The following is a 15,063-nucleotide window of genomic DNA, read 5'->3' as shown; positions in this document are numbered from 1 at the left end:
CGGTATGCTGCCGAGGCATGAAACGACGGATACTCTCCGTCATCGCATCACATCATCCACGTTTCCTGGAGGGGGAATATGAGTCTGGAACGACCCTGGCTGCAGAGTTATCCCAAAGGCGTACCCGCCGAGATCGACGTCAACGAGTTCCATTCGGTCTCGGCCGTCTTCGACACCTCGGTGGCCAAGTTCCGCGACCGCCCCGCCTACTCCAGTTTCGGCAAGGTTCTGACCTACGGGGAAACGGACGCACTGGTCGAACAGTTCGCCGCCTACCTGCTCGGTGAGCTGCAGCTCAAGAAGGGCGACCGCGTTGCCCTGATGATGCCCAACTGCCTGCAGTACCCGATCGCGACCTTCGGCGTGCTGCGGGCCGGCCTGACCGTGGTCAACGTCAATCCGCTGTACACCGCCCGCGAGCTCAAGCACCAGCTGGTGGATTCCGGCGCGGCCGTGCTGGTGGTGGTCGACAACTTCTGCGACACCGTGCAGCAGGTCATCGCCGATACCCCGATCAAGCAGGTGGTGACCACCGGCCTGGGCGACATGCTCGGCGCCAAGGGCATCGTGGTGAACTTCGTGCTGAAGTACATCAAGAAGATGGTGCCCAACTACAGCCTGCGCGGTGCGATCCGCTTCAACCAGGCGCTCAAGCTGGGCAGCCGCCACACCCTGCCCAAGGTCGAGATCGATCACGACGACGTCGCCTTCCTGCAGTACACCGGCGGCACCACCGGCGTGGCCAAGGGCGCGATGCTGACCAACCGCAACCTGGTCGCCAACATGCAGCAGGCCTCGGCCTGGATCTCCGCCTCGGGGATCGAGATGGGCAAGGAGGTGATCATCACCGCCCTGCCGCTGTACCACATCTTCGCGTTGACGGCGAACGGCCTGGTCTTCATGAAGTTCGGTGGCTGCAACTACCTGATCACCAACCCGCGCGACATGAAGGGCTTCGTCAAGGAGCTCAAGGCAACCCGTTTCACCGCGATCACCGGCGTCAACACGCTGTTCAACGGCCTGCTCAACACCCCCGGCTTCGACGAGATCGATTTCTCCTCGCTGAAGGTCACCCTGGGTGGCGGCATGGCGGTGCAGCGCGCCGTCGCCGAGCGCTGGAAGAAGGTCACCGGCGTGACCCTGGTCGAGGCCTACGGCCTGACCGAGACCTCGCCGGCCGCCTGCATCAATCCGCTCAGCCTGGCCGAGTACAACGGCGCGATCGGCCTGCCGATCCCGTCCACCGATGCCTGCGTGAAGGATGACGCCGGCAAGACGCTGGCCGCCGGCGAAGTGGGCGAGCTGTGCATCAAGGGCCCGCAGGTGATGAAGGGCTACTGGCAGCGCCCGGAGGACACCGCACAGGCAGTCGATACCGAGGGCTGGCTGCACACCGGCGACATGGCGCGCATGGATGAGCAGGGCTTCTTCTACATCGTGGATCGCAAGAAGGACATGATCCTGGTGTCCGGCTTCAACGTGTATCCCAACGAGGTTGAAGACGTCATCGCGATGATGCCCGGCGTGCTCGAAGTCGCCGCGGTCGGCGTGCCCGACGAGAAGTCCGGCGAAGTGGTCAAGGTGGTCATCGTCAAGAAGGACCCCAACCTCACCGCCGAGATGGTCAAGGAGCATGCGCGTGCCAACCTGACCGGTTACAAGCATCCGCGCATCGTGGAGTTCCGCAAGGAGCTGCCGAAGACCAACGTCGGCAAGATCCTGCGCCGCGAACTGCGCGATACGCCCGCGCCGTAACGGTTCCCCAACGGCTGCATCTTCACAGGGCCCCTGCCGGCAACGGCGGGGGCCTTTTGCATTGCGTGAGATGCCGGGGGTGTAGGATCGCGGCGTGTGGACCCGTCAGGCCCGCCGCCCACCGTCCTCCCAGCGGGCCAGCCTCCGAGGAAATCGCCATGAGCACCATTGAAAAGCTGCCCGTCAACCAGCGCTACGCCACCATCCGCACCGAAACCACGGGTAACGACGATGCCCATTGGCTGTACATGCACGCCGATGCCGCCAGCGGCATCCGCCCGTGCTGCCGGAAGGACATGCTCGATGAAATGTGGAATTTCATGAGCGCCATCACCCGCACCCCGGCCGAGCGCAACAGCGGCAAGCTGCGGCATTTCGTGCTCGCCTCCGATGCGAACGCCTACAACCTGGGCGGCGATCTGGACCTGTTCACCCGCCTGATCCGCGAGGGCAACCGCGACCGCCTGCTGACCTACGCACAGCGCTGCGTGGAAGGCGTGCACCACCTGCACACCGGCTTCGGTGGCGACGTGCGCTCGATCGCGCTGATCCAGGGCGACGCGCTCGGCGGCGGCCTGGAGATGGCGCTGGCCTGCCACACCATCGTGGCCGAAGAAGGCTGCGGCATGGGCCTGCCGGAGGTGCTGTTCGGCCTGTTCCCGGGCATGGGCGCGTACTCGTTCCTGTGCAAGCGCGTGGCACCGCAGCTGGCCGAGAAGATCATCCTCGACGGCCGCGTGTACTCCTCCGAAGAGATGCATGCCATGGGCGTGGTCGACGTATTGGTGCCCAAGGGCCACGGCGTCAAGGCGGTCGAGGATCTGATCCGCCAGCATCAGCGCATTCCGCACTCGTACCTGGCGATGAATGCCGCGCGCAACCTGGCCCAGGCCGTGCGCTATGACGAACTGCTGGAGATCACCAAGGTGTGGGTCGATTCCGCACTCGCCCTGGGCGACAAGTCGCTGCGCACCATGGACCGCCTGATCAAGGCCCAGACCCGCCGCGCCACCCTCGACGTGGCCTGAGTCCTCCCCTCCCCTGTGTTGTTCAAGCCCGGCTGCCGCCGGGCTTTTTTTCAGCGCATGTCGCCGCCGTCGTCGGCCTGCCCCTGCGCCTTGCGCTGCGCACGCGCATCCAGCGCCTGCCGGCCTTCCTTGATGCCCGCCTGCAGCAGGGTCACGCGCTGCCGCCATTCGCTCTTGAGCTGCCAATCGGCCATGCGCATCAGGTCGCCCGCACGGTTCGCCACGCGGACCAGGCCCAGATTGCTGGCCACGCCCTTGATCGCATGCGCCTGCTCACGGAAATGCACCCAGTCGGCGCGCTCGCCGTCGGCCAGTGCGACGCCGACGCACTGCTCGGCATCGGCCAGGCATTGGCGGATGAACTCGCGTTCGAAGCCATCGCCCATGCCGAGCGAGGCCAACTCGTCCAGCACGCCTGGATCGAGCACCCCATCGAGCACGGTGGCGGTGCGCACGATCGGCGCGCTCGCCTTGAGCTGACCGTTGGAGGCGATGTCGGCCAGCACGTCCAGCAGCCGCACGGCCACCACTGGCTTGGCCAGGAAAGTATGCGCACCGGCCTGGGTACAGCGCTGGATCGCCTCTGGGGTGACATCGGCACTGAGCACCAGCACCGGCGTGCGCGGACCGCCCCCGGCCTGCATCACGCGCAGCTCCTTGAGCATGTCCAGGCCACTCATGCCGGGCATGTGCAGATCGACGATGGCGGCATCGAAATCGCTCTCGGCCATCGCATCCAGCACCGCTTCGCCGCCGTTGACGCACAGCACCTTGTGACCGGCTTTCTGCAGCAGGCGCTGCAGTACCATCCGGTTGGCCTCGTGATCATCGGCGACCAGGATGTGCATGCTGCGCACGCGCGCGCGGTGCCGCAGGAACGGATCGGCGAAGGCGATGACATTGCCGTTGCGGTCCGGCAGCCCGTCGCCGACCAGGGCCGGGGTGACGGTGCCCAACGGCACGCGCGGCGGCGCAAACGGCAGCTCGAACCAGAAATGACTGCCCTGCGGCGGATTCTCTTCATAGCCGATGTCGCCGCCCATCGCCTCGACGAGGCCTTTGGCGATGGTCGTACCCAGGCCGGTGCCTTCGTGCCGGCGGGCCATGCTGACATCGGCCTGCTCGAAGGCTTCGAACAGACGTGGGCGCATTTCCGGCGCGACGCCGATGCCGGTATCGAGGATGTCAAAGCGCAGGCGCACCCCGCCATCGGATTCGGCATTGAGCACGGCGACGCGGATCTCGACCCGGCCATGGTCGGTGAACTTGACCGCGTTGCCGGCGATGTTGAGCAGGATCTGGCGCAGGTGACCCAGATCGCCGCGCAGCAACGGCGGCACGGTGTCGGCCACCTTGACCCGGTAATCCAGCCGCTTGGCCTTGGCCTGTGGCAGCAGGATCAGCCCGATCGCCTGGATGACATCGGTCAGGGCGAAGTCTTCGGCGGTCACGCGCAGCTTGCCCGCTTCGATCGCGGAGATGTCCAGCACCTCTTCAACCAGCGCCAGCAGACTGCGCGAGGAGGCCTGGATGGTATTGACGCACTCGCGCTGCTCTTCATCGAGCTTGGTCGTGGCCAGCAACTCGGTCATGCCCGACAGCCCGTTGAGCGGCGTGCGGAATTCATGACTCATGTTGGCCAGGAAGCGGCTCTTGGCCTCGCTCGCACGGCGCGCCTCGGCCATCGCCCGGGTCAACTGGCGCAGCAGCGTGGAGAAATACAGCGGCACCGCGGCCAGGCCCAGCCACAGCCCGAACGCCAGCCGGGCATTGCGTTCCCAGTACGGCGTCAGCAGCGCGGTGCTGCCGAAGCTGACCATGGCCATCGCCACGGCCACATAGAGATAGTTGTTGCCATAGCGCATGCCGTTGCCGACCGTCACCCACATCACCACGATGTAGACCCAGGCCAGCGGCTCGCCCATCTGCACCATCCCGGCGGCAATCAGCCCGTAGTCGGCCAGCATGCCGGCCACCCGGCGCGGGTCCGAGCGCCCCGGCCGCCACAGCAGCCAGCCGAACAGCCCCAGTGACAGCGTCAGGCCGGTCAGCACGATCGCCAGCACGCCGTGGTACTGCGCCGGCGGCAGATCGTGCCGCGGCCCCGGCATCAGTACGTACAGCAGGATCAGGGTGATCAGCACGATGCGCACGATCGCCTGGCCGTGCTCGGTATCCGGGCGCTGCGCCAGACGTTGCTTCAGCCGCGGGTACAGATGACGCATATCACATCCCCGGGCGGGATGACGCAGTGGAGTGCTGTGCGCAGATCTCATCAAGCTGGAGGCGGCCGCGCAGCAGGGCATCAACGCAACGCGGGTCGAACAACCGGCCACGCTGGGCGTACAGATAAGCCAGCGTGGCTTCCATGGTCCATGCTTCCTTGTACGGACGGGGTGAGATCAGGGCATCGAACACATCGGCCACCGCCACGATCCGCGCTTCCAGCGGAATGGCATCGCCGACCAGCCCATCCGGGTAGCCGCTGCCGTCGTAGCGCTCGTGGTGGCGCAGCGCGATCAGCGCGCCGACCTGGATGAAACGGTTCTGGCTGCCACTCAACAGTTCATAGCCGATGCGCGGGTGCCGGCGCATGATCGCCTGCTCCTCTTCGCTCAGCTTGCCCTGCTTGAGCAGCACGGCATCGGGAATGGCGATCTTGCCCATGTCGTGCAGGGGCGCGGCCATCTCGATCAGCTTGACCTCTTCCTCCGGCAGCCCGAGCTGCTCGGCGATCAGGCCCGCCACGTGCGCCATGCGCTCCAGGTAGGCGCTGGTGCCGGCATCACGGAACTCGATCGCACGCGCCAGGCGCGAAAGCGTCTCACGCTCGCGCTCTTCCACCTCATGCATGCTGGCCAGCAGCCGCTGCTCCAGCGAGAGCGCGCGCTGCTTCACGTTCTCCGACTGCTGGCGCAGCTGCAACAGGTTGTAGCAGCGCGCGCGCAGTTCGCGTGGGCGGATCGGCTTGACCAGGAAATCGATCACCCCCGCTTCCAGCGCGGCCTGACGGATCGGCTCATCGCCGACCACGGTGATCAGGATCACGGGGATGTCGCGGTGTTTGGGCAGGCGGCGGAACCGGCGGGCGAACTCCAGCCCATCCATCTCCGGCATGCGGTAATCGAGCAGCAGCAGATCCACGGCATGCGACTCGCACCAGGCGAGCGCCGTCAGTGGATCGCCGAAGTCGTGCACGGACAGTTCCGGCGCGATGTCTTCGATGACATGGCGCAGCATGGTTCGCGCGGACGTCTGGTCGTCAACGATGACAATATTCAAGGCTGCTTCTGCCTTCTTCCTTGACCACACTGGAACATGCTGCGGAGAGGATACTCCGCCGCTCAGCACACTGGCACCTTGCATGGGTCCGCCTCCCGTCATGAACACCCCAGTTCATGATCGTCGTCACAGTGTGATGCCAATGTAAGCACCCGCTGCAACCCGTCATGGTCCGTGGCCATCACGCCATAGCACCTTGCTAAGGCCACGCAGAAACCATACTCGCGCGGCCACGGGAGCGGAACCCCCATCCGGACGTGCCCCAAGCACGTCCGGACCCAGGTCTCAGTTTTCGGGACGCATATACGGGAACAGCAGCACGTCACGGATCGAGCTGCTGCCGGTCAGCAGCATCACCAGGCGGTCGATGCCGATGCCCAGGCCGCCGGTCGGCGCCATGCCGTACTCCAGCGCGCGGATGTAATCGGCGTCGTAATGCATGGCTTCGTCATCACCGCCCTCCTTCGCCGTGACCTGGGCCTGGAAACGGGCGGCCTGGTCTTCCGGATCGTTCAGCTCGGAGAACCCGTTGGCCAGCTCCTTGCCGTTGATGAACAGCTCGAAGCGGTCGGTATAGCCCGGCTGGTCATCGTTGGCACGGGCCAGCGGGGACACCTCGACCGGGTGGTCGGTGATGAAGGTCGGCTGGATCAGGGTGTGCTCGACGGTGGCTTCGAAGATCTCCAGCAGCAGCTTGCCCCAGCCGTAGGACGGCTTGATGCGGATCTTCAGGCGCTCGCAATGGGCGACCAGCGCATCGCGGTCGGTACAGTCGGCCGCACTGATTTCCGGGTTGTGGTGGCGCACGGCTTCATCCATGCGCCAGCGGCGGAAGGCCGGGGCCAGATCGATCGTGGCGCCGTCCCACTCCACCGTGGTGGTGCCCAGCACCTTGCTGGCCACGTCACGGATCACGCCTTCGGTCAGGTCCATCACTTCGGTGTACGTGGCGTAGGCCTCGTACAGCTCCATCATGGTGAATTCCGGGTTGTGGCGGGTACTCACGCCTTCATTGCGGAAGTTGCGGTTGATCTCGTACACGCGCTCCAGCCCACCCACGACCAGGCGCTTGAGGTACAGCTCCGGGGCCACGCGCAGGTACAGGTCCAGGTCCAGCGCGTTGTGGTGGGTGGTGAACGGCTTGGCCGTGGCGCCGCCGGGGATGTAATGCATCATCGGCGTTTCGACTTCCAGGAAGTCGCGGCTGTCCAGCCAGGCGCGCATGGCGCGGATGATCCGCGAGCGCTTGATGAACACCTCGCGCGACTCCGGGGTCACGATCAGGTCGACATAGCGCTGGCGGTAGCGCTGCTCCACGTCGGCCAGGCCGTGCCACTTGTCCGGCAGCGGGCGCAGCGACTTGGTCAGCAGGCGGATGCTGGTGGCCTTGACCGACAGCTCGCCGGTCTTGGTGCGGGTGAGCCCGCCTTCCACGCCGATGATGTCGCCCACGTCCCAGCCCTTGAACGCCGTGTAGGCATCGCCCAGGGTGCTGCCCTGCAGGAACAGCTGGATGCGGCCGGACTCGTCCTGGATCTGGGCGAAGCTGGCCTTGCCCATCACGCGCTTGGCCATCAGGCGGCCGGCCATCTTGACCTGGCGGTCACTGGCTTCCAGTGCTTCGGCGGTCCACTGCTCGGCGTCGGCGAACTCGGCCTGCAGGGTGCCGGCGAAGTGCTCGCGGCGGAAATCGTTCGGGTAGGCAATGCCCTGCCCGCGCAGGGCGGTCAGTTTCGCGCGGCGCTCGGCGATGAGGCTGTTCTCGTCGACGGGGGGCTGCGGCGCGGCGGTCTGATCGTTCATGGCGTGGGTCTATGTATGTCGGGGGGAAGGTACGGTCCCCGCCATCATGCCGATGGTCGGGGCGGATTGCGAAACCGGGCGCGGCCCGGGCACAACGGATCGGGGCCGCACGTGGCGGCCCCGACGGTCAGGCGTCGGTGCGTTTGGCACCCACGGCCAGGCCGGACTTCAGGCTGGCTTCGACGAATTCGTCGAGGTCGCCATCCAGCACCTTCTGCGTATCGGAGCGTTCGATGCCGGTGCGCAGGTCCTTGATACGGCTCTGGTCGAGCACGTAGTTGCGGATCTGGCTGCCCCAGCCGATGTCGGACTTGGTGGCTTCCACCGCGTCACGCTCGGCGTTGCGCTTCTGGATTTCCAGCTCGTACAGCTTGGCGGCCAGCATCTTCATCGCGTTGTCGCGGTTCTGGTGCTGGCTGCGGCCGGTCTGGCAGGCCACGACCGTGTTGGTCGGGATGTGCGTGATACGCACCGCCGATTCGGTCTTGTTCACGTGCTGACCACCCGCGCCGGAGGAGCGGTACACGTCGGTACGCAGGTCGGCCGGGTTGATGTCGATCTCGATGTTGTCATCGACTTCCGGCGACACGAACACCGAGGTGAAGCTGGTGTGGCGGCGGTTGTCCGAATCGAACGGCGACTTGCGTACCAGGCGGTGCACGCCGGTTTCGGTCTTCAACCAGCCGTAGGCGTAATCGCCTTCCACGCGCAGGGTGGCCGACTTGATGCCGGCGACGTCGCCACCGGACACTTCCATCAGCTCGGTCTTCCAGCCGCGCGATTCGCACCAGCGCAGGTACATGCGCAGCAGGATCTCGGCCCAGTCCTGGGCTTCGGTACCACCGGCACCGGCCTGGATGTCGACGAACGCCGCCGCGGTATCCATCTGCCCGGAGAACATGCGCTGGAACTCCAGCTGCTCCACGTGCTTCTGGTACTTGTCCAGGTCGCTGACCACGGCCAGGGCGGTTTCTTCGTCCTGTTCGCTTTCGGCCAGTTCCAGCAGTTCGCCCGACTCGGTCAGGCCGTCGAGGATCGTGGCGATGCCGCCGACGGTCTTGTCCAGATTGGCGCGTTCGCGGCCAAGATTCTGGGCGTACTCGGCGTTGTTCCAGATATCCGGGTTTTCCAGTTCCCGGGTTACTTCTTCCAGACGCTCTTTCTTGGCGTCGTAGTCAAAGATACCCCCTGAGCGAGAGCACGCGATCGGTGAGATCGGTGATGCGCTGGCGGACAGGATTGAGCTCGATCATGTCGGCGATTAATGCGTGCGAAAAGACTGTCCATCATAGCCTATCCGGGACTTTCCGGCGGTGGCCGGGGTGGGAATCGCCCTGTCCCGGCCAGGAAAACGACATCGCTGAACACGGGCGCCCGGGCAGACGGTAGACTTCCGCCCCGCTGCGCGGCCCCCTGCCCGCGGCGTCCCCCAACGCACTACATGGAGCACTACCCCGATGAGGACGTCATCCTCCGCCCTGCTGCTGGCTCTCGCCTGCCTGACCGCTTCCACCACCGCCTCGGCCCTGGACCTCAAGCAGCTGGCCAGCACCGGCCTGAAGGCCGGCCAGGCGTTGACCCTGTCCGACCAGGACGTGGCCAAGGCCGCCGACGAAGCCTGCGTCTACATGGACCAGCAGAACAAGGTGGCCCCGGCCAACAACCCGTATGCCCAGCGTCTGGCCAAGATCACCCAGGGCCTGGCCAATGAAGACGGCATGAGCCTGAGCTTCAAGGTCTACCTGACCGAAGACGTCAACGCCTGGGCCATGGCCAACGGCTGCGTTCGCGTGTACTCCGGCCTGATGGACATGGCCTCGGACGATGAAGTGCGCGGCGTGATCGGTCACGAGATCGGCCACGTCAAGCTGGGCCATTCCAAGACCAAGATGCGCACCGCCCTGCTGGCCTCGGCCGGTCGTGACACGCTGGCCGCCTCGGGCAATGCCAATGTCGCCACCCTGACCCAGGGCCAGCTCGGCGAACTGGCTGAAGGCTTCGTCAACGCGCAGTTCTCGCAGAAGGAAGAGAGCGCTGCCGACGAGTACGGCTACCGCTTCATGAAGCGCCACCAGTACGACCCGGCCGCATTGGCCAGCATGTTCCGCAAGCTGTCCAGCGATGGCGGCCTGATGTCCTCACACCCGGGCTCGGAAGCCCGCGCCGGGCGCATCGACGCGATGATCAAGAAAGACAGCAAGCGCTGAGTGCCCTGCCGGCACCCGGGTCCGCCCGGGTGCCGGTCAGCCAGACAAGGTCAGGCCGGTGCCTGCACGGCCAGCGCCTGGCGGAACGAGGGCAGCTGCCGGCGGCTGCACGGCACCCGGCCGCCATCGTCCATGTGCAGCAGGGCCTCACCCCCCTCCAGCGGCTCGATCGAGACCAGGTGCCGCACGTTCACCAGCCAGCTGCGGTGGGCACGCACGAAGATCCCCGGATCCAATCGCTCTTCCAGCGCCGCCATGGTGCTGCGCAGCGGGTAGTCGTGCCCGCGCACCCGCAGATTGACGTAGTTGCCCGCCGCCTGGGCGTACTCGATATCACCGGTGGCGACCAGGAAGTCGCGGCCCAGCTTGCGCACCAGGAACCGCGCCGGACGCTCCACCGCGTCCACCGGGGGCGCATCGTCCGGCGCGGCCAGCAGATGCGCTTCGCCCTGCCGGCGTCGCCCGAACCAACTGAAGAAGTGCTCGATCGCCACGAAGCTGAAGAAGGCACGGACATCCTTGAGGTACTCGTACATCAGGCGTACCGGCCAGGTGGCATCGTCCTGATAGTGGTAGCCGAGCGCGGCATAGGCTAAATGGCGCAGCCCCATCATCCCGGTCACATGCACCAGCGACCACGCCACGCTGGCCAGCAGATACAGCGGCAGCCGTCGCTTCCAGGTATCGGCGTGCAGCGGCCAACGCTGGCAGCCCCACCACAGGACCGGCAACGTCAGCAGGATCATCGCGACGCTGCTCAACTCCCAGATCATCGGCTGCCACAGGCCAAGGTCTTCGCCACGGCGGCCCGCATCCATCACTTCCACCAGCGCATTGGCCACCGCGGTAGTCAGCAGGATCACCGACCACACCAGCATCCGCGCACCCGGCCGCCACCGCGCGGCACGTCCGTTCGCCATTGAATCATCCATTTGCAAAGGGTCGTCAGCCTGACTCATCAGGCCATGGTAGTGCGCCCCACCCGTCCCCTGGCGACCGCCATTCGTCACTTGGCGCGGCGTCGGCTGGTTGCGCCCACTGTTCGGACTGCGCCGGCAGCCGGTATCGTTGCCGGTCCCGCGGGCGGTGGCCCGGCACTGAGGAATACGGATGTTCCAGACCCATTGGCATGTGTGGCTGCAGTCGTTCTTCGATGCGGCGTGGATGTTGCCGCTGATGCGCGTCGTCAGCACGCTGGGCTACGAGTGGGCGTACGTGCTGTTGAACGTGGTCTGCAGCTTCGGGATACGTCTGCGCGCGGGGTTGGGCATCATGATGGCGGTACTGCTGATGTCGATGGCCACGCACGCGATCAAGCAGGGTGCTGCGCTGCCCCGTCCCAGCGATGTCGACATCCACGTGCTGGACAAGGGCCGCCCGGGCCAGGCGCTGGTGGCCGATGGCGCTGCCGGAGCGTTCTGGTCGCTGCCGACCGATGAAGCCATTGCAGCGTTGCGTGCGCAGCCGGAGCCGGACTATGGGTTCATCAGCGGGCATGTGGGCGTAGCCACAGCGGCGATGACGGCTCTCGTGCTGTGCTTCGGCATCCGCAGCCGCGGCTGGCGGCTCGCGCTGCTGATCGGCTGGCCGCTGTTGATGGCGCTGTCACGGATGTACCTGGGCCGGCACTTCCTGTCCGATGTGGTGGGCGGATGGCTGGTCGGGATGGCCTTGGGCTGGCTTGCCTGGCAGTGCCTGCCAGCGCCCGCGCGCCGCAATCGAACCCGCCACCTCATCCTCGCCACCCTCGGCGTCGGCGTGACGGCAGCGGCGCTGACGACCGAGTTCGTCCCGCCAGACAGCGCGGGGCGGTATCTGGGGCTGCTGCTGGTCTTCGCCTTCCTGGACTGGCGCGGCTGGCCGGTGAATCCGCAGACACCGTGGCAGCGGATCGGGCGGGTACTCGCCGTGATCGGGCTGTATCTCGTCATCAGCCCGGTACTGGAGGCGGTTGCCACTGCACTGGCACTGCCTGATACGGCGGTGGTGGAGGTAGTGTTGAACGCCATCGGCAACGCGGCGATCTTCATCGGCGGCATCGCCTTGGCGGGGTATTGGCCGCTCACTTCACCTCGAACTCCCCCACCAGCACCGTCTCTGCCCGGTCCTTCAACCGCAGCGTGACCTGCTGGTCGTGCTGGTCGCGGCTGCCCCATTTGGTGCTCAGGCGCAGCATCAACGTGGTCGCGCCAGTAACCAATTGCTCGCGGCTCCCGAAGTAGTTCGCTTCGATCTTGTAGGTGCCCGGCTTGGCATCACGCAACGAGAACTGCTCCGGGCCATAGCCGCCGGTGAAGTCCTGCGACATCTGCCCGCCCTGGTAGGTCAGCCGGTTGCCGTAGTACGCGCGCTCGCCATTGGGATCGGTGACCCACAGGTCCATGTCGCTGTTGTCGCTGTCCCAGCTCAGCACCACGCGCAGGTCCAGCGGCATCGCACGGCGCAGGCGCGGGTAGATGGCCGAGGCGTCGACGCGCTCGCGTGCGATCAGTCGGGTCAGTTCATCCAGCGCGATCAGCGAGATGCCGTCGAAGCGGCCATCCCACGGGCGCACCACCACTTCATACAGCGATGCCACCGCCGCCTGGTACTGCCCGACCGCTTCGAGCGCCAGGCCGAGGTCACGGAAACTCTGCGGCTCCTCCTCGCCCATCGCCAGCACCTGCCGGAATACCGGCACGGCCAGCGCCGGTGCCTTGGCCTGCATCAGGCGGTAGCCAAGCACACGCAACACGTGGCGGTTTTCCAGGTCCATTTCGGCAAGATTGGAAAGCACGCGCAGGGCCAGCTCACGTTGTCCGCTGGCCAGCAGCAGATCGGCCACGTCCAGATAGAACGCGCTGCTGCCAGCGTGCTGTTCGCGCTCCTGCAGATACAGTGGATACAGCTGCGCCGGCGTGGCATCGCGCAGGCGGCGTGCATAGGCCGAATCCGGTTCCCACGGCGCGAGCGTCAGGGTGATCTGGCCATTGTTGGCCTTGGGTGCGGACTTGGCGCGACGTTCAGTGGTGGCCTCTGCCTGATCGGCAACCGCCGAGGCGGTCAGCTCCACACGGTCCAGCGACATCGGCGCCGCAGGTGCCGGCGGTGGCGCGGCCATCGCCATGGCGACTGGCGCGGCGACGGCGTGCACGTCCGGCTTGGGCCGCGGTGGCGCATCCTTGGGCCAGCGGGTATTCCACCACTGCTCGCGCTCGGCGAACTGGCGGGCGATGCCATCCAGGCGGCGTTTCCGCTCCGTGGCCACGTCCGCCACCGTCACTGCATGGCGCTGATCGTAGGCCGCGCGCAGCGGGGCCGGCGGACGGATGCCGTAACGCAGGTAGTCGTCCAACGTTTCAAGAACCAGCAGCGAGGTATCGGCGGTCACCACACCGAACTGCTGCGACAGCACCTTGGCCGCCGGCGCCCCGGCCGGGTCCGCCGCCAGGGCTGCCAAGCGGGCATTCGCCCACGCGTGGGCGACCAGGCCGCCTTCGGCCACCCGTGCGTTCGCGACGTTGAGCGTGATCGGCTGCGGATCGTTGCCGCCACCGCGCAGCGACAGCAGCACCGTCGCATCGGGACGCAGCACGCGGCCGGTGACACGGATCCAGCCCTGTGTGGCGCTGGAGACATCCACGTTCACGTCCTCCACGCCACGTGCCACGACATCGGCCACGTCGACCGGCTGCTGGAGCAGCAGCGGCAGCACGCCGGGCACCTCCGCCTCGCTGCTCACCTGCAGCAGCTGGCCCTGATGGGCGCTGGTCCAGGCGCGCAGGCGCGGCGTGTCGGTCTTCGCACCGGCGCTGCTCAGCGCATACAGGCGTTGATCGGGCGACAGCGTGGGCAGCCTCTGGCTGCCGTAGTTGGCCAGGCCATCGCTGACCAGAAGGTACTCGCCGATGGCCGGGTTGGGGGTCCAGTCGCCCAGTGCACTGGCGCCATCGTTGGGCAGTGCCCGCAGGTACTCGCGCAGTGCTGACCAGTCGCCCTGGGTCACCGGGAACTGCCGCGGCGTTTCGCTGCGGTCACGCAGCACCGTCAATTGGACCTGGCCAGTGCCGAGGGCCTGGAAGTACCGATCCAGTACCGCCAGTTCGACCGCGCGGTCGCGTGACCCTGCCGAGCCCGATGCATCCCAGAGCAGGCCGATGCGCCGAGGCAGGACACGTGGCGCGGTGGATGCACGCACCGGCACGCTGGCCAGCAGATAGCGCTGCCCCTCATGCAGGCCGGTGACCACGTCAGTGCTGCGCGCGAGCGGCAGGCTCCATTGCAGTTGGGCAGGCAGATCGGCGCCCCGCCCCTGCCACTGCGCCGCGTAGGCACCGGCCTTCAACGTGAACGCGAGTGGATTGATGCCCACGGCGACCGGCTTGCCCGTCCCGCTGGCCTCCAGCGTCACCGTTACCTGCTCGGCCTGGCGCGCAAAGAACACGGGCAGTGACCACTGCAGGCCCTGCGGGACGGTCGGCAGGCTGTCGCGCAGCACCAGGCGGACGCGACGCTCACCACGCGCCGGGATGGGATAGAGCCGCAGCCGGAACTGATTGCCGGCGGTCTGTTCCAGCAGCCCTGGGTCAACCTGGCCGCGTTCGATCGCCTCGAACACCTGGCGACCCTGCGCCTTGGGGACTGGCACCGCGTCGCGCAGCTCACCATCGATATCCAGTGCGAACCCGGCCACCTGTTGGCCCCCAGCCAGCGGGAACGCCAACTGCCCTTCCAGCACCCGCGCATTGGGATTGTGGAAGGTCAGCTCGATCGTGGTTTCACCCAGCCCCACCATGACACGGCTGTCGATACGGGCCTCGGTCAGCCGCACCGGCACCTCGGCGCCAGCGACCTGCAGGATCGGCGGCCGTGGCGGCGGGAAACGCCGCGCCTGTGCGTGGGCGCTGGGCAGCTGCCAGCACAGCAGCGCAAGCAGACCGATACTGCGCAGTGCGAGTCCCATGTGACGCTCCTGATCCGATGACACCTCATTGAACGCACGGCGCACG

Annotated in this window: 10 protein-coding genes; 4 read left to right on the top strand and 6 right to left on the bottom strand. The window is 66.6% G+C overall.

Annotation, left to right across the window (positions count from 1 at the left end; genetic code table 11):
• Positions 1–78 precede the first annotated feature (78 nt).
• Positions 79–1,755 carry a long-chain fatty acid--CoA ligase gene (locus ABE422_RS00930; RefSeq protein ID WP_346482267.1) on the top strand — a complete coding sequence of 559 codons (1,677 nt, stop codon included), beginning with the start codon at positions 79–81 and terminating at the stop codon, positions 1,753–1,755.
• A 158-nt stretch (positions 1,756–1,913) separates the two neighbouring features.
• Positions 1,914–2,783 (top strand): crotonase/enoyl-CoA hydratase family protein, encoded by an 870-nt coding sequence (locus tag ABE422_RS00925; RefSeq protein ID WP_346482266.1) that lies wholly within the window; start codon positions 1,914–1,916, stop codon positions 2,781–2,783.
• 50 nt (positions 2,784–2,833) lie between these two features.
• Here the strand turns inward: ABE422_RS00925 and ABE422_RS00920 are convergent, their stop codons facing one another.
• From ABE422_RS00920 to prfB, 4 genes are all read right to left on the bottom strand, one after another.
• A complete protein-coding gene (locus ABE422_RS00920) occupies positions 2,834–5,008 on the bottom strand; it encodes an ATP-binding protein (RefSeq protein ID WP_346482265.1) in 2,175 nt (724 codons plus the stop codon).
• 1 nt (position 5,009) lies between these two features.
• A complete protein-coding gene (locus ABE422_RS00915; protein WP_313218230.1) occupies positions 5,010–6,149 on the bottom strand; it encodes a two-component system response regulator in 1,140 nt (379 codons plus the stop codon).
• Between the two features lie 201 nt (positions 6,150–6,350).
• Entirely contained in the window at positions 6,351–7,868 is a 1,518-nt protein-coding gene (gene lysS, locus ABE422_RS00910) for a lysine--tRNA ligase (RefSeq protein WP_313218228.1), read from the bottom strand.
• Between the two features lie 127 nt (positions 7,869–7,995).
• A protein-coding gene (prfB, locus tag ABE422_RS00905; protein WP_179459037.1) for a peptide chain release factor 2 occupies positions 7,996–9,121 on the bottom strand; the annotation gives its coding sequence in 2 pieces (ribosomal slippage) (positions 7,996–9,045 and positions 9,047–9,121; 1,125 coding nt in all).
• 204 nt (positions 9,122–9,325) lie between these two features.
• Between prfB and ABE422_RS00900 the strand changes: the two genes are divergently transcribed.
• A complete protein-coding gene (locus ABE422_RS00900; RefSeq protein ID WP_313212485.1) occupies positions 9,326–10,075 on the top strand; it encodes a M48 family metallopeptidase in 750 nt (249 codons plus the stop codon).
• A gap of 50 nt (positions 10,076–10,125) precedes the next feature.
• On the opposite strand, the gene ABE422_RS00895 is transcribed toward ABE422_RS00900, so the two are convergent.
• Complete coding sequence (locus ABE422_RS00895; protein WP_346482264.1) at positions 10,126–10,995, bottom strand: LytTR family DNA-binding domain-containing protein; 870 nt, start codon at positions 10,993–10,995, stop codon at positions 10,126–10,128.
• Positions 10,996–11,185: 190 nt separating this feature from the next.
• Here ABE422_RS00895 and ABE422_RS00890 point away from each other — a divergent pair, with 190 nt between their 5' ends.
• Positions 11,186–12,199: a phosphatase PAP2 family protein gene (locus ABE422_RS00890; RefSeq protein ID WP_346482263.1), complete on the top strand. Its 1,014-nt coding sequence runs from the start codon at positions 11,186–11,188 to the stop codon at positions 12,197–12,199.
• Here ABE422_RS00890 and ABE422_RS00885 read toward each other — a convergent pair.
• Positions 12,138–15,017: a VIT domain-containing protein gene (locus ABE422_RS00885; RefSeq protein WP_346482262.1), complete on the bottom strand. Its 2,880-nt coding sequence runs from the start codon at positions 15,015–15,017 to the stop codon at positions 12,138–12,140. The genes ABE422_RS00890 and ABE422_RS00885 overlap by 62 nt on opposite strands.
• Positions 15,018–15,063 lie beyond the last annotated feature (46 nt).

The sequence above is a fragment of the Stenotrophomonas sp. TWI1151 genome, assembly GCF_039673135.1.
GTDB lineage: Bacteria > Pseudomonadota > Gammaproteobacteria > Xanthomonadales > Xanthomonadaceae > Stenotrophomonas.
This window is presented reverse-complemented; position numbering and strand designations above follow the sequence as displayed.